Annotated in this window: 14 protein-coding genes, 2 tRNA genes and 1 pseudogene; 8 read left to right on the top strand and 9 right to left on the bottom strand. The window is 37.1% G+C overall.

What is annotated here, in order from left to right:
* Window positions 1–188: 188 nt before the first annotated feature.
* The 3 genes from ptsP to rplU all read right to left on the bottom strand — a co-directional run bounded on the left by ptsP (window position 189) and on the right by rplU (window position 4,874).
* Window positions 189–2,723: a phosphoenolpyruvate--protein phosphotransferase gene (gene ptsP / locus HWX04_RS04185; RefSeq protein ID WP_246257406.1), complete on the bottom strand. Its 2,535-nt coding sequence runs from the start codon at window positions 2,721–2,723 to the stop codon at window positions 189–191.
* A 1,392-nt stretch (window positions 2,724–4,115) separates the two neighbouring features.
* A complete protein-coding gene (gene rpmA, locus HWX04_RS04180) occupies window positions 4,116–4,385 on the bottom strand; it encodes a 50S ribosomal protein L27 (RefSeq protein ID WP_139412700.1) in 270 nt (89 codons plus the stop codon).
* A 12-nt stretch (window positions 4,386–4,397) separates the two neighbouring features.
* Window positions 4,398–4,874: a 50S ribosomal protein L21 gene (rplU, locus tag HWX04_RS04175; protein ID WP_175868962.1), complete on the bottom strand. Its 477-nt coding sequence runs from the start codon at window positions 4,872–4,874 to the stop codon at window positions 4,398–4,400.
* Window positions 4,875–5,163: 289 nt separating this feature from the next.
* On the opposite strand from rplU, the gene HWX04_RS04170 reads away from it, so the two are divergent.
* Window positions 5,164–5,253, top strand: a tRNA-Ser gene (locus tag HWX04_RS04170).
* A gap of 503 nt (window positions 5,254–5,756) precedes the next feature.
* Here HWX04_RS04170 and pgi read toward each other — a convergent pair.
* The 3 genes from pgi to HWX04_RS04155 form a co-directional block, all read right to left on the bottom strand.
* Window positions 5,757–7,421, bottom strand: coding sequence for a glucose-6-phosphate isomerase (pgi, locus tag HWX04_RS04165; protein WP_175868961.1), 1,665 nt, complete (start codon window positions 7,419–7,421; stop codon window positions 5,757–5,759).
* 185 nt (window positions 7,422–7,606) lie between these two features.
* On the bottom strand, window positions 7,607–10,756 hold the full coding sequence (locus HWX04_RS04160; protein WP_175868960.1) for an efflux RND transporter permease subunit: 3,150 nt from the start codon (window positions 10,754–10,756) through the stop codon (window positions 7,607–7,609).
* On the bottom strand, window positions 10,753–11,892 hold the full coding sequence (locus HWX04_RS04155; protein WP_175868959.1) for an efflux RND transporter periplasmic adaptor subunit: 1,140 nt from the start codon (window positions 11,890–11,892) through the stop codon (window positions 10,753–10,755). Before HWX04_RS04155 ends, HWX04_RS04160 begins: the two co-directional genes overlap by 4 nt.
* Window positions 11,893–12,256: 364 nt before the next feature.
* On the opposite strand from HWX04_RS04155, the gene HWX04_RS04150 reads away from it, so the two are divergent.
* The 4 genes from HWX04_RS04150 (at window position 12,257) to HWX04_RS04135 (ending at window position 17,111) form a co-directional block, all read left to right on the top strand.
* A tRNA-Arg gene (locus HWX04_RS04150) sits at window positions 12,257–12,333 on the top strand.
* Window positions 12,334–13,045: 712 nt separating this feature from the next.
* Window positions 13,046–14,719, top strand: a complete 1,674-nt coding sequence (locus tag HWX04_RS04145; protein WP_175868958.1) for a formate--tetrahydrofolate ligase — start codon at window positions 13,046–13,048, stop codon at window positions 14,717–14,719.
* A 187-nt stretch (window positions 14,720–14,906) separates the two neighbouring features.
* Window positions 14,907–15,140 carry a 30S ribosomal protein S21 gene (gene rpsU / locus HWX04_RS04140; RefSeq protein WP_175868957.1) on the top strand — a complete coding sequence of 78 codons (234 nt, stop codon included), beginning with the start codon at window positions 14,907–14,909 and terminating at the stop codon, window positions 15,138–15,140.
* Between the two features lie 1,410 nt (window positions 15,141–16,550).
* Window positions 16,551–17,111: an SH3 domain-containing protein gene (locus HWX04_RS04135; protein WP_175868956.1), complete on the top strand. Its 561-nt coding sequence runs from the start codon at window positions 16,551–16,553 to the stop codon at window positions 17,109–17,111.
* 19 nt (window positions 17,112–17,130) lie between these two features.
* Here HWX04_RS04135 and irrA read toward each other — a convergent pair whose 3' ends face one another.
* Complete coding sequence (gene irrA / locus HWX04_RS04130; protein ID WP_175868967.1) at window positions 17,131–17,643, bottom strand: iron response transcriptional regulator IrrA; 513 nt, start codon at window positions 17,641–17,643, stop codon at window positions 17,131–17,133.
* Between the two features lie 261 nt (window positions 17,644–17,904).
* On the opposite strand from irrA, the gene fabA reads away from it, so the two are divergent.
* The 3 genes from fabA to fabI are packed head-to-tail and all read left to right on the top strand — an operon-like array spanning window position 17,905 to window position 20,559.
* Window positions 17,905–18,414 (top strand): 3-hydroxyacyl-[acyl-carrier-protein] dehydratase FabA, encoded by a 510-nt coding sequence (fabA, locus tag HWX04_RS04125; protein WP_175868955.1) that lies wholly within the window; start codon window positions 17,905–17,907, stop codon window positions 18,412–18,414.
* A gap of 57 nt (window positions 18,415–18,471) precedes the next feature.
* Window positions 18,472–19,692, top strand: coding sequence for a beta-ketoacyl-ACP synthase I (gene fabB, locus HWX04_RS04120; RefSeq protein WP_175868954.1), 1,221 nt, complete (start codon window positions 18,472–18,474; stop codon window positions 19,690–19,692).
* Window positions 19,693–19,740: 48 nt separating this feature from the next.
* Complete coding sequence (fabI, locus tag HWX04_RS04115) at window positions 19,741–20,559, top strand: enoyl-ACP reductase FabI (RefSeq protein ID WP_175868953.1); 819 nt, start codon at window positions 19,741–19,743, stop codon at window positions 20,557–20,559.
* A 2,232-nt stretch (window positions 20,560–22,791) separates the two neighbouring features.
* Here fabI and gpsA read toward each other — a convergent pair.
* On the bottom strand, window positions 22,792–23,796 hold the full coding sequence (gene gpsA / locus HWX04_RS04110; protein WP_175868952.1) for an NAD(P)H-dependent glycerol-3-phosphate dehydrogenase: 1,005 nt from the start codon (window positions 23,794–23,796) through the stop codon (window positions 22,792–22,794).
* A gap of 395 nt (window positions 23,797–24,191) precedes the next feature.
* Window positions 24,192–24,563: pseudogene (locus HWX04_RS04105) on the bottom strand (cytochrome o ubiquinol oxidase subunit IV); the annotation flags it as partial.

The raw sequence follows: 24,563 nt of genomic DNA, 5'->3' as shown, positions 1-24,563 counted from the left end.
GACACTTTTGAAAGCCGTAAAACAAAATTAAAAGGTGATGGTAAAGATGTTAGTTTGCATCTTTACGCCTTCATCCCCTCACAAAATTAGATTGTCTGCCTGTTTTAGAGATTACACAAAAAATGCTCCACAATACTAAAGATCTAATGACTTTACACTATGAGCGCATTCTTTCTTCTTAACGTTCTTTACCACCGGATATCCTTGCTTAGAGCGCGTACAGCTCGTGCAGTTTCACATTGTAGTGCTTTTCGTGCTAAAATTTTCATATCTTCAAAACTATGAGTCTGCAAACACGCCTTTACTGGAGAAATATCGCAAGATATCATAGAAAGCTCATTAATTCCCAATCCAGTCAAAATCATCGCACCAAAAGGATCTCCAGCCATACCCCCACATACACTAACCCAACACTTATGTTGTGCTGCTCCCTGAATAGTCTGATAAATCATACGCAAAACTGCTGGATCAAGGCTATCAGCTTCAGACACAAGGTAAGGATTTTGCCGATCAACAGCCATTGTATACTGTGTTAAGTCGTTGGTTCCAATCGAGAAAAAATCAACATGGGCGCTCAACACATCTGCCATAATGGCCGCTGCTGGAACTTCGATCATAATACCAAATTTTAATTTTGGTGCATCAATATCATTGCGAATTTCTTCTGCAATCTTTTTTATAGTAATAATCTCTGAAACAGACATCACCATCGGAAACACAATCCATAGATCTCCGCCCTCTTTTGCTGCTCGATATAAAGCACGTAATTGAGGTACCAAAAGATCACGCCGACGTAATAAAAGCCGCGTTCCTCGAACACCTAAAAAAGGATTATCTTCTTTAGATAAATGTAAATGCGTAACCTGTTTATCCCCTCCAATATCGAGCACACGAATAATTAATGGCTTATCTCCTACAGCTGCAATCATGGCCCGATATATATCAAATTGGACTTCTTCATCCGGAATATGCGGATTCTCTAAAAATAAAAATTCTGTGCGCATGAGACCAACACCCTCTGCCCCCAAATCAAGTGCAATAGGAACCTGATTTGCATAATTGACATTAGCCATGATACGAATTCTTTGACCATCTGTCGTTTGTACTGGTAATCTATACGCACTTATCTCACTAACACGTTTCTGCGCAACAGTATCAATATGCCTTTGAGCATCTTCAACATCTTCAAGCGTAGGATCAAGGTAAATGAATCCGTTATCGCCATCAATAATAGCCTGAATATTAGACTGAACCGCTAAAATATCATCACCCGCAGCAACAACCATCGGAATATCAAGAGTACGGGCCAAAATAGCTGTATGAGAGAGCGGACCTCCCCATGCTGTTGCTATTCCTTTTACTTTTGTACAATCAAGTTGTGCAACATCAGAAGGAGAAAGATCATTTGTAACCAGAATAACACCACTTGGAATATCATTTAAAAAGAATGATCTATAGGATGGATTTATTTCACCTAAAACACGACGACCAACATCAACTAAATTAACAGCACGTACTGCTAACAAAGGATTATCCACCTTAGAAAACATATCTGAAAATTGCCGAACTGCTCTATCCCAAGACCAAGCAACACCATGACCTTCTGCTATGAAACGACAAGCTTGAGCTATGAGATTTTCATCTTCAAGCAAAACCATTTGTGCAGAAAAAATCGCCGCTGAATCCGCTCCCATACGCACTGTAATATCAGAAATAACAGATGCCATTTTTTGTTTTGTTTTTGTAAGAGCATTTTCAAGACATGCTGCACCAACCGAAAAATCAATTGGCTGGTCTATTATGGAAATATCATTTTGCTTTAAAACAAAAATCTTACCAAACGCTAACCCTGAACTTGCTCCAATACCAGAAATGCCTTTTTGCATGGAGCGTGGATACCAACCATGAAAAGTCTTTGTTTGAGATTCTATTTCTCTAACCACACATTTTTCACTAACACTCACTTTCTTTACAACAGAAATAGCATCCTGAAGAAGTTTTGCTCCTTCTGCAGCATCTGTGGAAAAAATCAGAACATCACCGTTTTTTGCGCCTAATTGTAATAAACCAACCAAATTTTTCATTTCAACGGCACATTGACCATGGCGAACTCTGATAGAGTTTTGAATCTTTTTCGCAAAATCAACCCAAAGAGAAGCTGGTCGTGCATGAAGACCACTTGGATAATCTAAAGCCCATTCCTGACACACCGAAAGATCACCAATAAAAGTTTTTTCTTCCTTTATATCTTGATCAAACAGAATTGTAACAATTTGCTGTTTGTCTGTAGTTGTTGCAAGTATTTCAAGTTGTTTTTTATCAAATAAAAGAGATGTCAATTTTTTACAAATTTCTTTATAACGATCTGGATATGCGGCAATGGCAATAACCAAATATGCTTTCTTTCCATCTTGCCACTCAACACCCGCAGGAACCTGTATAACAGCAACAGCATCCTTGATAATTAAATCACAATTTTCAACCAAACCATGAGGAATGGCTATACCATTCCCAAGCCAAGTATTCGTTATTTCTTCACGTGCAAGCATGCTTGCCAGATAACATTTGTCAACTGCGCCAACCTTCACAAGCAATTCAGCAGCAGCATAGATTGCATCATTTTTATGATTAAAAGCAGCTGCAAGTTGTACAGATTTGATAGACAAGATTTCACTCTCGGTAAAATCTACATTCATTGCTTCTGCTTTCTCAAATCCCATCATAAATTCAAACTGCCTCACATTTGAATACAAATATCCCTGATAAACTTTATTTCAAAGCCACATTTTCAAAAATACAAGATGTACACAACACTACGACTTTTTGTTTTACGTAATAGAGCTAAGTGAGGTGCTTAAATATATCAATATAACCGATAAAACAATTGGATATAATAATCCCGCGGATTGCTTAAAATCATCATAAGAAAATCTGACTCTTATATTCTTACTTTAAAAATACAAACTTTCCAAAGACAAAACCTCGATTTTCAAAGCCCCAATCATCTGAAAAACTAGTTTTAAAATGCTCCATCTCCCAAATTATTCAAAATAACTTGTCATTATTCTCCCTGTAAGAAAGCATTCTCCTCAATCATCTGTAACATCAGATGACATTTTAACTCTTCCTCCAAGTTGATTTAACTTACTGTCCCTCTTATAAATTTATTACACCATTTAAAATTGCTCTATGCAACTTACTCTCTTTAAAATTCTGTGTGGTTCACCCTACAATACTAATCCCTCAATCATATAACATTGATATATTTTAAGCTAATCCTTTATTTCAATCAATATCGTAAACACATAATGCTCTCTGTCGCACATTTGCAAAATATGCACATGTCCCAATACTATCATCAACCACTAAAACTCAAAAAAACTCTATAAATAATCTTACTTTCTAGACATTTAGACAAATGAGATAAATAAAGGACAAAAATGAAAAGCAATTATTGCTTTAACCTTAGCTCTTATGCTAGATGATCTTCGACTATACACAATAAATAGTGAAATTAGAAGAAATCCTCTCAAAGATTGCTTATTAGCATATTAGGTATTTTTATATCTTCAGCCATTCTTAAAATATAACTTCACTCTCGATTGATTGAAACGCTCTAATACATCTCCCTTTAAAGCAGCTTTAATCATTCAGTCTTATGGATTTTTATCCCTTCTTTTTTAAAGAATGTCCTCACCTGCCCCCATCACCCACACACATGGCTATAAAAGATTCATATTTATAAAATAATTGCATTAAATTTCTCAATAATTTTCCTAAAACAAATTGCCTCTTTTATAAATAAATCACTCAGCTCTTCTTTATGCATAAAAAGAAAGTAAATTCTTCTCACTATTATAATACATAAATTTACCAACAAATTCCATCATAACATCAATACCTTCAATGCAAACACAACACAGAACAAATTCTCCCCTTCACTGAGAAAATTCATTTCCCCAATTCTACCTTTTTCGTTTTTCGTATACTTTCTAGATTTATCATAATATCAACGCAAAAAGGGAAAGATAACATTCTATCTCTCCCTTAATGTTTATAAACCACAACTACAATTCAGTGAAATTCCAGTTGATTGCTAGAAAAAATGCTACAGATTACTCTGCTGCCTCTACCATAGGAATGACTGAAACATAGGAACGATTACCCGCTTTCCGTTGAAAAGAAACCTTCCCTTTCGATAAAGCAAAAAGCGTATGGTCTTTTCCCATGCCGACATTGTCGCCAGGATGCCAACGTGTACCACGCTGACGGATGATAATATTTCCAGCAATAACGGTTTCACCACCAAATTTTTTAACGCCTAGACGTTTCGATTCTGAATCGCGACCATTACGCGAGGAACCACCAGCTTTTTTATGTGCCATAGACGCTCTCCTTTAATCTTTCTTACTCTTTGATGCTACAGCCGCTTTCTTCTGCGATGCTGTCTTTTTTTCAACTGTTTTTTCAGCCTTCTTCTCAACAGCAGTATCTTTTGTTTCTTTTGCTGCCGTTTCTTCTTCTTTTATGGGTTTTGCAGCTGCTTTTTTAGGCTTTGAACCACCCATTAAAATTTCTAAAACACGCAGTGTTGTAAATTCTTGACGATGACCACGTGTACGTTTAGAATTTTGACGACGGCGCTTCTTAAATGCGATAATCTTGCGCCCATGTGCCTGTTCTAAAATCTCAGCCGTCACCACTGCATCAGCAACAACAGGTGTCCCAATAACCGCATTACCTTCTTGCCCAACCATCAATACGTCATTGAATTCAACAACATCACCCGCATTTCCAATAACTTTTTCAACTTTTACTACTTGGTTAGCAACAATGCGGTATTGCTTACCACCGGTTTTAATGACTGCGAACATTTTTTATCCTTCCGTTCACTCCAGCTCTTATTTAATTTTTACCTTGAAATAAGGGAAAATAGGCTGCTTTTTATCAGTCGTAATCAATTCCAAAGAAGGATAAACCTTCCTCAACACAAATATGCGCAGATTTCTCCACGCTCATATTTCACATATATGGAGGAATTTCTATTCTCTGTCAATAAAGTCCCATAAAAAAGAAAAAAAGGTTGTACCAAAAACAATTGAAGGTTATCTACCCATCATATACTATAATTTAAATAGTGCCGATTTTTATTGCACTTCATATGGAGAGGTGGCTGAGTGGTTGAAAGCACCGCACTCGAAATGCGGCATAGGGGTGACTCTATCGAGGGTTCAAATCCCTCCCTCTCCGCCATTAACTTAAAACGAATTTGTCTATGCTCACTATGATATAGCTTAAAACTCAGCATTTCTGGGATTCTTGTTGTTTGCAATTGACCAATGCGCGCCAATTTATGCTTGTCATTATCTATCCCTAGAAATTGATATTGGACTTCCATGAAGTTTATAATTTCTAAGCCTTTTAAGTAAATAGATAGCTCTTGTAAAATAAATAAAGGCGCGCCAAAACTATATGAATATATAGAAGCCATATAATGCAGAAATAGAAGATCTTCTCATAAGATACCTATCTCCTTCTGATAGCGCAGCATTTAAAGACCTTTTTCACATGGAAAGTTGTTTCACAAATACTGTACAGGAGCTGTAAAATCTGTTTTTTGCTCTTTTTATGATTTTCTATTATCAAAATCCAATGCAAAAAATAAGGGAGTGCAGAGTAAAATAGAGAATTGTCTCATATTTCTCTCTCACTCTACCTTTGCTTAAGTTTGTGCAGACACTCTTATAAAATTATATTTATTTTGCACGTCTTGCTTGAATATGGGCAAGCAATCCTAATGTTGAACTATCGCGATTCTCCGCTTTACTTTCTCCACGAAGAATGGGGAGTAACTCATTTGCTAATTCTTTACCAAGCTCAACACCCCATTGATCAAATGAATTAATATTCATTAAAATACCTTCAACAAAAATACGATGTTCATAAAGCGCAATGAGACGACCGAGTGCAAAAGGCGTTAATAAATCTTGAACCAACGTAATACTGGGACGGTTTCCTTTAAAACTTCTATGAAGTGCTAAGTAATCTGCTTCACGTTCATCAACGCCATTTTTTATCAAGATATGCCGAGTATCTTCAATACTACGCCCTTTCATCAAGGCTTTTGATTGCGCTAAACCGTTTGCGAGCAATATCTCATACATAGAATGTAAATTTTTCTCATGCCCTTTTATAAATAAAATAAATTCTACAGGAACAACATCTGTTCCTTGATGCAGAAGCTGAAAAAAAGCATGCTGGCTATTTGTTCCTGAATCACCCCAAACGATCGGACCACTTGAAAAATTTAATGGTTTTCCATCCAACGAAACTTGCTTCCCATTTGATTCCATATCAAGCTGTTGTAAATAAGCTGGAAAATGTATTAAGCGCTGTGCATAAGGAATGATAGAACGTGATGAATAACCACAAATAACACGATGCCAGAACCCTAAAAGAGCAAATCGAATAGGAATATTTTTATGCAAAGGCATGGTTTTAAAATGTTGGTCCATTTGCAAAGCACCATTGAGAAATTGGCGAAAATTTTGCCCCCCTATTGCAAACATAACAACAAGCCCAACGGCGGACCAAATTGAATAACGTCCTCCAACCCAATTCCAAAATTTAAAAACTCTTGCGGAATTTATGCCAAATTCTGCCACTTTATCAAACGCACTCGAAACAGCAACAAAATGCGTGTGAATAGCTTCTTCCCCTAAATGTGAACAAATCCACTGGCGTGCAACTTGAGCATTTACAATTGTTTCAGCCGTTGTAAAAGTCTTAGAAGCAATGACAAAAAGCGTTGTGGCTGGATTCAAAATAGAGAGAGTATCAGAAATATGGGCGCTGTCAGCGTTAGAAACAAAATGGCAACGTGGACCATCATGATAAGGTTTTAAAGCATATGTGACCATTGCAGGACCAAGATCAGAGCCCCCAATACCAATATTAACAATATCACTTATTCTCTTTCCACTGCTTCCTTTATAGCTGCCATCACGTACCTTTTCAGAAAATCTTTCCATATCTTCAAGGACATCTTGAATATCAGGAATAAGATCATAACCATCCAACATGAAAATTTCGTCAGCAGGTAAACGCAATGCAGTATGAAGAACGGAGCGTTTTTCAGTTGTATTAATAGCTTGACCCGAAAACATTGCATCACGCCTGCCTAACACATTTGCTGCGACAGCTAAATCATCTAATAGTTGCAATGTCTTAAATGTTACACCACATTTTGAAAAATCGAAAAGAAGATCATCAAGCCTGAGAGAAAAATGAGAAAAACGCTGGTCATCCTCTACAAAATGCCGACGAATATCATAGACCCCATCCTTTTTAGCATGGCTTTTTAAAGCTCTTAATGCAGCTTCAAAAGCCTTTTCATTGCGAATCGAAAAGCTATCTCCCATGCGCTTATCCTATAGGGTTATTGATAATGAAATCTATGCCCAAACAATAACAAAGCAAAAAAACATCTCCTTGATTGCTCACTCTTTTCACTGCGCACACAAAAAATGAAGGAATATAAATATAAACGTAAAAAAATAAGATCTAAAAATGATATTTTTACAAGAATAAAACTTTCAAATCTTTTCTACTCGATACATCGTTTAACTTGATTGAGTTCTTTTGTTAAGCGCAAATCTTCTTCTGCTTTTGGTCTTATAAAACGCCCTAAAAAAAGATAAACAACTGGTGTAACGTAAAGCGTAAAAATAGTTGCTAAACCTAAACCACCAACGATAACCCAACCTAAAGCTATACGAGCTTCTGCTCCAGCACCTTTGGCTAAAACCAAAGGAATCCCCCCTAAAATGGCACAAATCATTGTCATACAAACTGGACGAAGGCGAATATTTGCTGCTTCTTCTACAGCTTCACGCACGCTTCTTCCCTTATCACGTAATTGATCTGCAAATTCAACAATCAGAATACCATTTTTTGCCATAACGCCAATTAACAAAATTAATCCAATTTGACTGTAAATATTAAGACTCACACCACTTAAGAGCATAGCAATTACAGCACAACCAATCCCTAATGGAACAGTGGCCATGATAATGAATCCTGAAATAAAGCTTTCAAACTGAGCCGCTAAAACCAATAAAATAATCAAAAAAGCAATACCAAAAACAATCATAAAATTGGAAGATGTTTCACTCATTGTTTCAGCTTCTCCTAAGGGAACCACGTAGGTTCCTTTCGATAACAAAGGAGAAGCAATTTTCTGCACAGTTTGGTAAGCATCCCCTAAAGTGATACCTGGAGCAAGATTTGCACTTAAAATGACAGCACTCATGCGCTTTTCCCGTTTTAATTGGGGAGCGATAGCTTTTTCATGTAAATGTGCAATAACCGATAAAGGAACATATCGACTATCTTTGGTCTTTAAAAAAATATTTTCTAAATCACTAGGACTCTTCATAGGATTTTTACGCGATATCAATTTAACATCGTAAGAATGGTCATCCACATTAATGGAACCAACCTTTTTACCATCCAACATTGCTTGTAATGTATCACCCAAATTGGTGACATCAATCCCTAAATCGGAGGCTTTTTTTCGATTGATTTCAATAAAAAATTGCGGTTGTGTGGCATCAACAGTAAGACGTGGGCGAATAAAACGCGGATCAGCTTGTAAAGCACGCACCAACTTATCAGCAATGGGTTGTAATGTCGCATAATCATTGCCAAGAATTGCAAATTGTAACCCTTGCCCAATTCCTCTCACACCTAGAGAATTTCCCTGTGCAGCAAACACCAAAACTGCCGGAAATTGGCTAACCCTTGCGTTAACATCTTTAACGATTTCTTGCTGACTGCGTAAACGTTTATCCCAAGATGAAAGCAATAAAATTAAAAAAGCAGTATTGGGTGAACCGCCAATACCCGCGATAGAGTAATTATTAGCAATCTCACCCGTATCACGTAATGGCTGTAGATTTTCTTCAATTTGCTCTACCTGCTCGTTCAAATATTGTGTTGAAATACCTTGTGGTCCATTAATAACCAAAAAGATAAAGGCTCTGTCTTCTGCTGGCGTTAATTCCTGTTGCAACTTCGTATAACCTCCAACGCAAAGCGCTGCAAAAACAAGTGAAGCAAAAACAACAGCCCAAGGCTTTCCTAAACATTTATGCAAACTGTAAGTATATGCCTTATGAAAAAAAGAACCCCATTTATATAAAAAAGTAAAATGATGATGGGCTTTTTCTTCTTTTTCCTCAACATGTTCTTTGAGAAAACGTGAAGCCAACATAGGACAAAGCGTTAAGGCACCGACTGAAGAAAGCAGAATAGAAATTGCCAAAACAAAACCAAATTCTCTAAAAAGTCCTCCAACTTGCCCAGGAAGAAAAGAAATAGGGACAAACACAGCCACTAAAGTCAATGTTGTTGCGATAACAGCAAAAAAAACTTCACGGGTTCCTAATACCGCTGCGGCCCTAGAACCTATCCCCATATTGCGCCATCGAACAATATTTTCCAGAACAACAATGGCATCATCCACAACAAGCCCTGTTGCCAAAACAAGCCCTAAAAATGTGAGAATATTCAATGAAAACCCTACAAGATAAATAGCTGCAATGGTACCAATCAAAGCAACTGGAAGAGATACAGCAGGTATCAGCGTTACACGAATGTCTTTGAGAAAAAGAAAAATAACCAAGATAACGCTTAAAATAGCAATGAGCAACGCAACCTCAACCTCATGAAGGGCGCTTTTAATAAAAATTGCATCGTCACTAATAACGTCTATATGTACAGAAGAAGGAACTATACTTCTGAGATTATCAACAACGGCTCTCACGCCTGCAGAAATATTAAGGGTATTGGATTGTGCTTTACGCACAATACCTAATCCAATCCCTGTCTTTCCGTTGATACGGAGAATAACGTTTTCTATATCGGGTGACAAAGTCACATGCGCAACATCACCAAGATGTACACGAGGCTTTAAAACAACTTGTTCAAAAGATTCTGGTGTTGTTAAACGTGCGGTGGCACGGACAACTAAAGTTTGCTTAGAATTGCGTAATGATCCTACTGGCACATCCGTTGTCATATCAGCAAGAACACGTGAAATATCTGCAACAGTTAATCCATAACTTGCAAGTTTTGCTTGATCTATATCAATCTGAAAAATCTTTGCGCGCGCACTTGCGACCTGGACATCACCAACACCATCAACAGCAGAAATTGCATCAACAATCTGATCGTCTACAACTGCAGTTAAATCATCAATACTCATTGTTGGTGATGTTACAACCAAATACATCATGGCAGCAGCATTCGAATCTGCTTTAATGATCAAAGGGACATCTGCATTTTTGGGTAAAGAATAAGCAATGCGAGACAGAGCATCACGGATATCAGATGCCGCTACATTCAAATCAACACCGACATTAAAATTAATCTGCACACGGGAGCGTCCAAAAGAAGACGTTGAAGAAATCGTCTTAACACCTGAAACACGAGAAACAGCATCTTCTATAACTTTTGTTACTTCACGATCAATTGTTTCCGCCGACGCACCAGAAAACATCGTCACAACCGTTGTTACTGGCGTATCAACATCGGGTAATTCTCGCACATCAACATTCAACCATGCTGCAAATCCCGCGATGATGATCATGGCATTTAAAACAAAAGTAAAAACCGGTCTACGAATAAAGAAGGCAATGAGACCTCCTTGCTCTGCCTTTGACATTGGCTGTTTTGCATTCCATTCTTGGCTCATTGCATATCCGTTCCATAAACTGCTGATAATTGCTGTTGATGGGACTTTGGATCATCAATAATTACTTTACTTCCTGGATAAAGCATTTGCACCCCTTGAATAACAACTTGATCACCATTTTCTAAAGAGGCTTTCACGAAAACTTGATCTGCTTTATGCTGAATAATCGATACGGGAATAGGCTCTACTTTTCCTTCTTTCACACGCCAAACGAATGACCCTTTACTGTTCCATTGAATCGCAAGAGGATTAACGACCGGAAAAGAACCACCATGAAATTGCAAGGCAACAGAAAAGGACATACCAGACATGAGCATATCTTTTTCATTATTGATTTCAACTTGAGCATGAAGTGTGCGACTGTCTGAATCAACGACATTATCAATTGCATAAATATGCCCAACAAAAGACTTATCTGGCTGCGCTGTTAATGTTGCCGTTACCTTATCTCCTTTATGGATACGCGATACATATCGTTCAGGGACCCATATATCGACCAAAATACGTTCTCTATTCTCAATACGGCCTATTACAGTATTAAGAGTCACGTTATTCCCCACATCAACAGGGAGAATACCAACAACTCCAGCGATTGGTGCATAAATTGTTCGCCGGTCGAGATCTACCTCAGCATTCCGTAAAACCAAATTTGCATTATCTAACTCTAAGCGTGACGTAATTTCTTGAACTTCTGTTGCTGTATTGCTGGCTCGTAATTTAAGAATCCGCGAAAGCGTTAATGCGTTATTATCACGTTGTACTTTTGCTTTTGCAGCCGCTATTTCTTCCTTTTTAGAATCAAGCTTTGCAATCATGTCCCCCACTTGTACTTTTGTACCAGCAGATACAAAAAGCTTATCAATAACACCTGATGATAAAGGGGTTAAATCTACTTCAGAAAGTGCCTTTCCACTCCCAATAACGTTAAGGTATTCATAAAAATCTTGAGTTTTTACAAAATCAACAACAACATTTGTCGGTGGTTTTTCTCTTTTTCCTTTTGAAGCTTTATATGATACATTCGTTTTATCCACCATAGAAATGGGGTGTTCTGCACTCTGTTTTCCAGCCCAATAAGTAACTGTTAAAACGATAATTAACAACACCCATGGAAAGATCTTTTTTAATAACGCCATACATCTACCCTTACTGTATCATATTTACTTAAAATAGTTTTCAACAGTAATATCGGCGTTTTACATAACAACCAAACAGCAGGTATATATCTTACCCCCCACCGTAAAAACATATCTCATCTCTGGCCTAACTATCGTGCATAGACGAAAACGTCAAGTTAACTATCGTTCATATTGCTTTGTACGGGCACAACAAAAAACGACCCTATCAAAAATCTCAATGACCCCATAATATATGATAACTTTTTTTAATTTCTCATAAAAAAAAGAGATTTTTTTATGACGCCCCAAGTTTCACTTGCATTTCTTTGATGAAACGATTAGGAACCCTTTGTCTTAGACAATATATAAAATCGAAATGTGTGCACCCGTAGCTCAGCTGGATAGAGCACCAGACTACGAATCTGGGGGTCAGGAGTTCGAATCTCTTCGGGTGCGCCACATCGATAACCAATATCTCATAAATTCAAGCTTTTTGAATTCTTTTTATGGAATATATTTCTTGCCTATCTTTGATCTCTTTAGGCTTTTATTTCATTTTATTGTGAGTCGTTTTTTTAGCCATTTTAACAGAATGGAATGTTATGCGTTCTTCAATCTAAAGGTGTTTTATTAGCAATAATCGTAGCGATTGCGTGAATTGGTAAGTGTTGTTGCTTTCTTTTCTCAATCTATGCGCTTGTTTTTGATTTCTTCTGGATAACGCTTTTTAATCCGTTGGATAATTTTTTACGTGCTTATTTTTACCTTTTCCATCAATGAATCTTTCTGAACATTTCATTTCTGTCTGCTCCATATTAAGAAGAATTTTAGGTGAGCCACCACAAATTATAAGACATCAATATCGCATCAATATCGCTGCATAAAAAGTTTTTAAATTAATTCCCCAAAGACTTTTTTCTGATGTTCATCATGAGCTGATGTTGAGCGTGATATTGCAGGCTAGCTAAAAACTTATCGAAACTAAAAACATAGAGATTCTTTTTTTCCAAAAATGATAAAGCTCCTCTTGTCATCCTTTAGCATTATCTCTTGCGTAACACATCATTGACCTCTATGATACCTTACACTGTCTATTCTCTATGGATTCTTCTCATTAACCCATAGAATACAGATGCAGAATGTTAAAAAGCTCAGTTTAAAGAATTTTTCCATGCCTCAAACAGATATTGAAATTGCTCGCGCTGCTAAAAAGCAGCATATTACTGAAATTGCACAAAAAATTGGTATCACCCATGAAAACCTCATTCCCTATGGACATGATAAAGCTAAAATTTCTTCTGCATACATAAAATCGCTCAATAAAAATCCAGATGGTAAACTTATCCTCGTCACGGCTATCAATCCCACACCTGCTGGAGAAGGAAAAACAACAACAACCGTTGGACTGAGTGATGCTCTTAATTTCATTGGCAAAAAAACAATAGCCACTTTAAGAGAACCGTCTTTAGGCCCCTGTTTTGGTGTAAAGGGTGGTGCCGCTGGTGGTGGTTATGCGCAAGTCGTCCCAATGGATGATCTTAATTTACATTTCACCGGTGATTTTCATGCTATTACAGCAGCGCATAATCTTCTTACCGCAATGATCGATAATCATATCTATTGGGGAAATACTCTAAACATTGATCCACGTCGCATTGTTTGGAAACGCGTTCTTGATATGAATGACCGTGCATTACGCGATATCGTTATTTCATTGGGGGGTATAACAAATGGTTTTCCACGCCAAACAGGTTTTGACATTACTGTTGCATCAGAAGTTATGGCGATTCTTTGTCTTTCTGAAAATTTAGAAAATCTCACACAAAGACTCAAAAAAATTATTGTTGCCTATCGTTATGATAAAACACCCGTAACAGTGGCTGATCTCAATGCAGAAGGCGCAATGGCAGTTCTTCTCAAAGACGCCATACAACCTAATCTTGTACAAACAATTGAAAATAATCCTGTTCTCGTTCATGGAGGGCCTTTTGCCAATATTGCTCATGGGTGCAACTCAGTTATAGCAACAAAAACCGCTTTAAAACTCGCTGATTATGTTGTCACAGAAGCAGGATTTGGAGCCGACCTTGGGGCAGAAAAGTTCTTCAACATCAAATGTCGACAAGCAGGTATTGTACCAAATGCAACAGTGATTGTCGCAACGATTCGTGCATTAAAAATGAATGGTGGTGTGGAGAAGAATAGCCTGAAAGAAGAAAATATCACCGCTTTAGGAAAGGGTGCAGCTAATCTTTTACGACATATAAAAAACATGGAACTCTACGGTATCCCTTGTATTGTCGCAATTAATCATTTTGACAGCGATAGCGATGCTGAAATACGAACATTACAAAAAATAGTGTCAACAACTGGACATAAAGCTATTATTTGTAAACATTGGGAACAAGGTGGGAAAGGTGCTATAGAACTTGCACAAGAACTCGTCACCTTGATTGAAAAGCAAAATTCTAATTTTAAAGTTCTCTATCAAGATGATATTCCCCTCGTTCAAAAAATTAATTGTATTATAACAAAGCTATACGGTGGGCGTGGCGCCATCATCTCAGCTCCTATTCTTAAACAACTTGAAGATTGGGAAAAAGAAGGTTTTAGCACCTACCCTATTTGTATGGCAAAGACACCTTATTCTTTTTCTGCTGATCCCAAGCAATATGGTGCTCCTGTTGATTTTGAAATTCCCGTACGAGAAGTTCGTCTCTCCGCTGGAGCCGGTTTTATTGTTGTCATTTGTGGAGATGTTATGACCATGCCCGGTTTACCGCATTACCCTACCGCTGAAAAAATTTATCTTGATGAAAATGATCAAATACAAGGGCTTTCATAAGTTTATAGCCGTAAACTCTATCATTCATTATAAAAAGCATTTTATTACAAAAAGAATAGAATTTTAAAAAGCTATATAGACAAATGTCTTATTTATATGATATAAGCCCTTGTTCTTTTGAATATACCTCTAACAAGGACGTGGGTTTTTCCTATAATTTATGACACTGAAAAAAGCAGGATAGATAGTGCAAGTACTCGTTCGTGATAATAATGTTGATCAAGCGCTCCGCGCGTTGAAGAAAAAAATGCAACGTGAAGGTATCTTCCGTGAAATGAAAATGCGTAGTTATTATGAAAAGCCATCTGAAAAGCGTGCTCGCGAAAAAGCTGAGGCTATTCGTCGTGCACGTAAGCTTGCTCGTAAGCGTGCGCAAAGAGAAGGTTTTGTCAGTAACGGGCGAATTGCTGTGGTAAAGTGATATACTTTTGATACATCAGAGAATTGCATAAGCAATAGAGTATAATCTACCTCCCAATTTTATCTTTATAGGCAATTGCAATAAGTTATTTGCCTGTGGTGTTTTTTGTGCAATATTGTTTAGTATTGTTATATAAACTAATGTATTAATGACCTGAAAGTGATAATTTTTTTATCAGAGAGATGAATTTTGCTTCACTTTTCTCATTTTCAAAAACAGATAACAAATGACACTTTAGAGATTTAAGCGACTTGTGTAAAATGTGGATTGAGTGTAAGGTATTTTGTTATCACTTTTCGCTATAATCTTACACCTTCTTTTTATCTCTTAAATAATTGTTTCTTATGTGCACGTTTGATGATAATGGCCTTTTTTTGTACTTAAATATTCTGCATCTTTCGAAGGTTTTAGATCTGATTGCAAAACACAAATAACAATCGCAATATGCGATTGTGTGTATAAGAATGTGAAAATACATAATTTTTTCTATTCACTTATGTAATTAACCTCATAAGCGTATTGAATAATCCTGCTTATTTTATTAAACTTTTTTATACTGAGTTGAAACAACAGAAAATTGAAAATAAATAGAGAAAACACTCATATTTTAATTATGAGTGTAAATGCCTTATATTACCACTTTTGATGAAGATGTTTTTACAATTTAAATAACGAATTAAAATTGATAACTTATTGATTTATCTTCATAAGTAATCGTCTTTCATATTAGGTAATAACTCTGAATACAGTAAATTCTCTCAACACCCTCTCATATTGAATCTATCGAGATTTTTGCTTGCACATCGGCAAGCGGGAGGCATCTGCAAATAAAAAAAAATGCTTCTTATGAATGCTCTAAATAATAGGAACTGATAACATTGAGAGCTGTAAAATAGAATGATGGTGCCAGTTTATAATATACGGATAAGCATTATCATTGCATAAGATCATCGTATAATAAATTTTATAGATTGGAGTATCATAGAAAATACCCCTGTCCAAATTAGCCCTTTATATAAGCTACTCTATAATGTTTCTCATATTTTTACACTTAAATGCTTCATGCATCGTATTCTTTTATCCATTCAAAACTGTCTTCTTAAGCCACACCATAATCCCTTTATTGAACAGTTTCCATATTCACAATATGCATAACTATGCTTTACTGTTTTAATATTTTTCTTATGCATAGTTCGCTAAAAATCAAATATTTATTTACAGTTATACTCTCATAAACACCATAAGCACTAAGGAATTCAAATGCTTGTTTTCTTTATTTTTCTCTTCTCGTAACAATTTTTTCATTGTTTAGATCTCGTTAACGGGCGATATGGCATAATTTTTATCTGTCTCCAATCTTATCTTCCAAATTTTAAATAGCCAATATATCACGAAATAAAGGAGTTTAGTGTGCAAAATTTTCGTTGGTTTCGCGTTTTAATGGTTGCATCATGTATCTTAATAGCAAAAGTCATTGTATTAAGTTCGCCGCGTTTGTTGCGCGCACAAACCCTTGATCAAAATTTAGGCGCCAGTGGTTTACCACTTCCGCGATTTGCTTCGATTAAACCCACTCGTGTTAATGTACGCGTTGGGCCAGGAAGTAACTATTCTATCATTTTTACTTACAAAAAGAAGGGATTACCTATTGAAATCATCCAAGAATATGATCAATGGCGCAAAATTCGTGATGCAGAAGGTGATGAAGGGTGGGTGTATCAATCGCTTTTATCAGGAAAGCGAACTGCTATAACTATTCCATGGCAAAAAGATAAAACAAAAAGGCTGATGCTGCGAAAAAAACCCGCCGACAACGCAGAACTTGTAGCAGAAGTAGAGCCTAACGTCGTTGGCAATATCCACCAATGCGATGGACAATGGTGCGAAATCACTCTTAATAATGTTCACGGATGGCTCCCTCAACCTCAATTATGGGGGATCTATCCTGATGAAAAAATAAAAGGTTGGTGAATGCTCAAACGCATTAAGTTTAATTCTTATTCCTCATTGAATATCCCTGCTCCCTATCACAAGATTGATTCTTTGGTCTTAATCGCACGATCAAATCAACATGTGAAATTTCCATACCCTCTGGTGGTTTGGGTAAATTCCCAATAATGGGAGACTCTCCCAAATTGCAAGGAATATCAAGAATACGATTTTTACCTTCTATATAAAAATGGTAGTGATCAGAGGTATTTGTATCAAACCAAGTCTTCGACCCCTCTACGGCAATAATCCGTAATAACCCCGCTTCCGTAAATTGATGAAGTGTATTGTAAACCGTTGCTAAGGATACAGGAACACCCACCTTCACCGCTTCCTCATAGAGCTCTTCAGCAGTAATATGACGATCTCCTTCAGAAAAAATCATATGTGCAAGCTCCAACCGCTGCCGTGTTGGACGTAAACCATTTTCACGCAAACGCTTTTCTAGCATAGAAGTGGAATAATATTGCACACCTTCTCCACACTCTTTTGTCGACTGTTGCTCTTCATTCATATCTAAATCGCCTGCACTCCCTAACGTATTACAAACCCAAATATCTTCCTGCTTCAATAAGATAACAATATAAAATAAAACGGGAACAGTACAGTGCAACCTTGTATTCCATTTTAAATAATTATTTATGTAGAATACATAAAAAAGGGCTTTTGTCATTAAAAATGATATAAAATCATTTCCCTCTCTTTAAAATTTGCTCTAAAAGTAGGTCAGAGAAAAGCGCAGAAATAAAGATATATGCAAATAAACGGAGTAACTATGGCTGAACAAAAGTCTCGCTACACTTATGAAGAGCTTCTAAGCTGCGCTCGCGGCGAAATGTTTGGTAGGGGTAATGCGCAATTGCCGGCACCGCCAATGTTGATGATTCATCGAATCACTCAAATCAGTGAAACTGGTGGCGAATACGATAAAGGAATGGTTCGTGCCGAATTTGACATTACACCAGACATGTGGTTCTTTAATTGTCACTTTATAGGCGATCCCGTTATGCCCGGATGTCTTGGATTGGATGGTATGTGGCAATTAACAGGCTTTTTTCTTGGTTGGTTGGGTGAACCAGGGAAAGGAAGAGCGATATCAACAGGTGAAGTAAAGTTATCAGGTATGGTAACGCCACAAGCCAAACTTCTTGAATATGGAATAGATTTTAAGCGTATTCGACGTGGAAATTTAGTCTTAGGAATAGCTGATGGATGGCTAAAGGCAGATGGCGAAACTATTTATAAGGCCAATGATTTGCGTGTTGCTTTATTCAAAGAAGACTGAAGGTTCTTTTCATCAGGAAAAATTTTTTACTATTCTGTATGGAATAAGGAGGTATGAATGCGTCGAGTTGTTATAACTGGAATGGGAATTGTCTCTGCGATTGGAAATGAACCCCAAGCCGTTTTAACCAGTTTATATGAAGCAAAATCCGGAATTTCTTACGCACCTCAATATGCTGAATTAGGCTTTCGTAGCAGAGTTTACGGTAAACCTGATATTAATATAGAAGAACTCGTAGATCGACGTGCTCTGCGTTTTCATGGACGTGGAACAGCATGGAATCATATCGCCATGGATCAAGCAATTGCTGATGCAGGTTTAGAGCCCCATGAAGTATCCAATGAAAAAACGGGCATTATTATGGGGTCTGGAGGTGCTTCAACGCAGTCAATCGTTGAAGCTGCTGACATTACACGCCAAAAGGGTCCAAAGCGTGTTGGGCCTTTTGTTGTGCCTAAAGCAATGAGTTCTACAGCATCTGCAACCTTGGCAACTTTTTTTAAAATAAAAGGGGTCAATTATTCAATCTCTTCAGCTTGCGCTACCTCCAATCATTGTATTGGGAATGCTTATGAAATGATACAATATGGCAAGCAGGATCGTGTCTTTGCCGGCGGATGCGAAGATTTGGATTGGACGCTTTCTGTTTTATTTGATGCTATGGGCGCTATGTCTAGCAGATATAATGATATCCCTCACAAAGCTTCACGTGCCTATGATATCAACCGTGATGGATTTGTTATTGCTGGAGGCGCTGGCGTTTTAGTTCTTGAAGAATTAGAATGCGCTAAAGCACGTGGTGCAAAAATCTACGGAGAAATCGTTGGATATGGTGCGACATCCGATGGGCATGACATGGTTGCTCCATCAGGAGAGGGAGCAGAACGATGCATGCGCATGGCCCTTGCAACAGTCAATAATAAAATTGATTATATCAATCCCCATGCAACAGCAACTCCTGTTGGTGATCCTCCGGAAATAGAAGCTATCCGCCGTATTTTTGGAGCAGGCGATCAATGCCCCCCCATTTCTGCCACCAAATCTCTAACAGGACATTCTTTGGGAGCCGCAGGTGTTCACGAAGCAATCTATACATTGTTAATGATGAATCACAATTTCATCTGTGAAAGTGCTCATATTGAAGAACTTGATCCAGCTTTTGCTGATATGCCAATCGTTCGTGAACGACGTGATCATCAACAACTGAATATCGTATTGTCAAATACTTTTGGCTTTGGCGGTACCAATGCAACGCTTATTTTTCAACGCTATGTATAAATGAAAGTTCTTAGTAATTGAAAAAAGTACGGTCTTACGGAGAATAATATGAAAGGTTTGATGGAGGGCAAACGTGGCCTTGTTATGGGAATTGCGAATGACCATTCAATTGCTTGGGGCATTGCCTGTCAACTCGCACAAGCAGGAGCTGAATTAGCGTTAACTTATCAAGGAGATGCTTTCGGAAAACGTGTTCAGCCGCTAGCAGATAAGCTTGGCTGTAAATTAGTTCTAGAGTGTGATGTTGAAAAAATTGAAAATGTTGACTACGTCTTTGAGAAACTTGAAAAAGAATGGAAAACAATTGATTTTATTGTCCATGCCATTGGTTTTTCAGATAAAAATCAGCTAAAAGGGCGTTATGTTGATGTTACAACACGTGAAAACTTTCAACGTACAATGGTTATTTCAGCTTATTCCTTTACTGAAATTGCTCAGCGTGCGGGCAAGCTTATGCCTAATGGAGGGGCACTTTTAACCCTTACCTATGGCGCTTCACAGCAAGTTGTCCCTAATTATAATATCATGGGGGTTGCTAAAGCTGCTTTAGAAGCTATGGTCCGTTATTTAGCGGCGGACTTTGGCTCACAAAATATCCGCGTCAATGCGATTTCAGCTGGTCCTGTTAGAACCTTAGCGGGTAATGGTATTGCAGCTGCGCGTGCGATATTTTCACATCAACGTCGAAATTCCCCATTACGTCGTACCGTGAATATTCATGAAATTGGAAAGTCCGCTCTTTATCTACTCTCTGACTTATCATCAGGCGTTACGGGCGAAATCCATTATGTTGATTCAGGCTATAATATCATGTCTATGCCAATACTTGAAGAATTGAAAAAAACTGAAGATTCTCAAGAAGGATAAAAAAACATCCCACTTTAAAAAATAAAATTGATCATCTATAAAGTGCTTTAGTCGCATATTGAGCGCTTTCTCTATTAGACGAACCTCATGGGGAAATGCTTCAAGTTCAATCTATTGACATATGATGACAGACAATTCTCACCAAGGAAACACAACCGGTTGCAGAAAAAAATTGTTACGAAATAGCAAACGGCTTGTTTCAAAATTTTTAATACCTCTGATCACAAGGGAAACCTAATTCTGTTGTAGTATTACGCTTTCCTTTCAACTTTTCGAGTCAAGGATCATCTATATATTTCTCTCAATCTGATCTTTATGAATATAACGCAAAGGATGCGTATGCTCCCTATAAGGATAAACAAACACAAAGCCAATTGTGTCATTGTTATTGTTTTGCAAAGTGTTTTATAAAAAGCCAGTCTATCTTTCCAATCCATTCTGCTGGAAAGTTTTATATTTTATGGAGTTATTTTTCTAACAAAGCCCATGTTTTTTCTGCTGCTTGTCAATCAACATCCAATCCTAAAGCCGCAATATATTGAGGACAAATATTAAGGCGATTTAGTGCTTTCTCTACTGTTGCAGCTTTTGTGTGCCAGATGGGAGCAAATGTGTTGCGTATCTCTGTTTGATTACTCTCTGAAACGGGAAGACAACCTAAGAATATAAAACATTGTAGGAACTCTCTTCCGGCTTTGCTATCATCCTTTCATTCAGCTGTACGATTTTCAAAAAAGTATTTACAGCAATATTTTTTAAATAATAAAGATGATGCTTTCCCTCACGCCTTTGTTTATCATGTATCTTTTTGGGATCACACCCCTCATGCAAAACAGAACACCCTAAATCCAATACACTTGGGTTGCCGATTCACGTGCTTTTTTAAAGAGACATCTTTCTCCCAAATCCATTTCGCGACGGGAGCAACCGTGAGTAGAACCATAAAACCATTTGCATACCCCCATCTTTACACTTATGAAGAAAAACCTAGCACCATCGTTATATTTGCTTCCCAATGTAGCAACAGTTTTTAGAACTTGAGACGGTTCATAAGAGGTATTTTTAATCGTTTCTTAATCGTTTTTATCTACACGGCTTTTCCCGCTTGTAACGTGCAAGAAAATGATTTTCGTTGATCAACATAGAGAGATTTGAAATGAGAGAATCTCACGATATTCAAGTTTCTAATTCAATATAAACAACTCAATCTTATTTTTATAATCACATTATTTTTTCAGTTTAAAAGACAGTCACAAATACAATAATACTTTCAATTTCAAACCTTCACATTTGAATCAAAAAAATCACTTTTTTGCATATAAAAAAACAGGATTGATATGAAGAGAAAAGAAAAGGTATAAATATCTTTACTGAACCGTTTCAAGGACCAAAAGCTGCCTAAACTTTGTAGGCTGGAAAAGTGTGTGATAACGTCGGCTTTTTCTTTCACAAACGTAAAGATGGGAAAAAGAATGGATTTTGTGTATTTCACAGGGATTTTCATTATACTTTATAGTACCACTTTTGAATGAAATTGCGTGCATTGAGAGATGCCTTTTTTAAAAAGTACATGAATGAGCAATAGTATTTTGTTTTGCGTGAAAGGCATACCCCCATTTAAAAACGAGAAAAACAAAAGAATGAGCTAACCTCTGTTATTTAAAAGATATTGCCTTAGATACTTTTGAAAATCGTAAAGCTAAATAAAAAATGATGGTAAGATGCGAACTATACTTTTAAAACTTCATATCCTTCCTAAATTAGGCTATATTTTTGTTTCAAAGATTACACAAACAGAGATACGTGATACCCTCCCCCCTACCTAGCATATAAAAGCTATGACATGCAGCAAATAAGATTGGAAATTAGATGATAGCAATAATATTTCCAGCTTATACCTTATATAAATAAGTAGCTACTCTCCAATGAATTTTCTATTATTCTGTTTGCGAATATCATTGTGAGAGGCATTTAAAAGAAAATTAAAATATCTCTTTCATTACATTACATAAACATATGTAAACAGAAATGACAATTTATTTTCAAAGAGATGCTTAACAAGCACCAAAACTTTTATATTGCAACTATATTTCATAAAAATCGAATGATATGAATCTGTAATTTGCTGAGGGTAATCCTCTTATACAATAATCAACACAATCTATTTTATATTTCTATCATAGGCTGTTTCTATTTTTTATGATTGGAATTATTTAAAAATACAGGATCGTATTATATTTCATCCTTGAGAGTGCGACTTAGTAATGTGTTAGCCGCTTCGGTTATGTTTTTACCACAATAGAGAATTTGATAAATTTGTTCCACAATAGGCATTTCTACCCCAATACGTTGTGCTAACGTATGTACTTCCTTGGTATTTAAGTACCCTTCCACAACCTGACCAATTTGTCTTTCCGCTTCTTTTATATCTATTCCTTTACCAAGAAGTATTCCAAAACGGCGATTGCGCGACTGATTATCAGTACATGTCAAAACCAGATCACCTAAGCCTGTCATTCCCATAAATGTGGAAAGCTCAGCACCCATAGCGCCCCCTAAACGACTGATTTCAGCTAATCCTCGTGTGATGAGAGCTATTCGTGCATTTGCCCCAAATCCTATACCATCTGATATCCCTGCACCAATAGCAATCACATTTTTGACGACTCCCCCTAATTGAACACCAATCATATCTGAGCTTTTATAAACTCGAAAACTTTTGTCACAATGAAAAAGTTGCTGCAATTCTTTACCAAACTCAACATCAGAAGCTGCTATCGTCATTGCAGTAGGCCAACCAATAGCGAGTTCTTTAGCAAAAGTTGGTCCAGAAAAAACAGCTAAAGGGATTTTTTCACCTAAAATCTCACGAGCAACTTCTTGTAAGAAACGTCCACTACCATGTTCTAAACCTTTCGTTGCCCAAATAACCCGTGAATTTTTACCCAAATAAGGCCGAATATTATACAACACTTGATGAAATACATGGCTTGGAACAACGATTAGTATATTATCACTTGCTGTTATTGCAGTTTCAAGCGAAGCTTCAAGGAATAAATTTTCAGGAAATCGAATATCAGGTAAATATACTTGATTACAGCGTTGTTTTTGTAATTTTTTGATGTGTTGAGAATTATATCCCCAAAGTAAAACATTATGACCATTACGAGCAAGAGCAATCGCTAATGCAGTACCAAAAGAACCAGCACCAATAACTGTCATTGCAACGGTTTTCATTAAATTTTCTGATTGTTCTCTCAATTGCCGATTTCAATTGCACGTTATTATTATAAATAACTTCAATGCTATCTTTAATATAAACCCTGTAAAACTGACACGTTACTTCTTCTCAGCTTTATCTCACACAACATAAAAACTTGTTTCTCACACTCTCTTTTTTTGTATCAAATTGTAAAAGTATCATCCTTTATATATTTTACAAATAGCTATTTGTCTCAAAAATTAAAGCTTGATTAAATACTCAATGGGCCGTCTTGTCAAAAATAAAAGTGCATTCAAAATCATCACACTTATTCCCCTGCTTAGCCTCCTCTTCATATCCTACGAATCTTTGCGGCACCCACCCGTAGAGCTAATACATGCCGCATCAGCTCTACAGATATTTCCCACTCCTATTCTACAGGAGCGTGCATACTTGGAACTTGCTCCATAGGCATTTCTGAACCAGGTGCTTGATCTACAGGAGAGTGCATACTCGGAACTTGCTCCATAGGCATTTCTGAACCAGGCGCTTGATCTACAGGAGAGTACATACTTGGAACTTGCTCCATAAGCATTTCTGAACCAGGCGCTTGATCTACAGGAGAGTACATACTTGGAACTTGCTCCATAGGCATTTCTGAACCAGGCGCTTGATCTACAGGAGAGTACATACTTGGAACTTGCTCCATAGGCATTTCTGAACCAGGCGCTTGATCTACAGGAGAGTACATACTTGGAACTTGCTCCATAGGCATTTCTGAACCAGGCGCTTGATCTACAGG

Origin of the sequence: Bartonella gabonensis, from assembly GCF_903679515.1 — a bacterium.
Lineage (GTDB): Bacteria > Pseudomonadota > Alphaproteobacteria > Rhizobiales > Rhizobiaceae > Bartonella > Bartonella gabonensis.
This window is presented reverse-complemented; position numbering and strand designations above follow the sequence as displayed.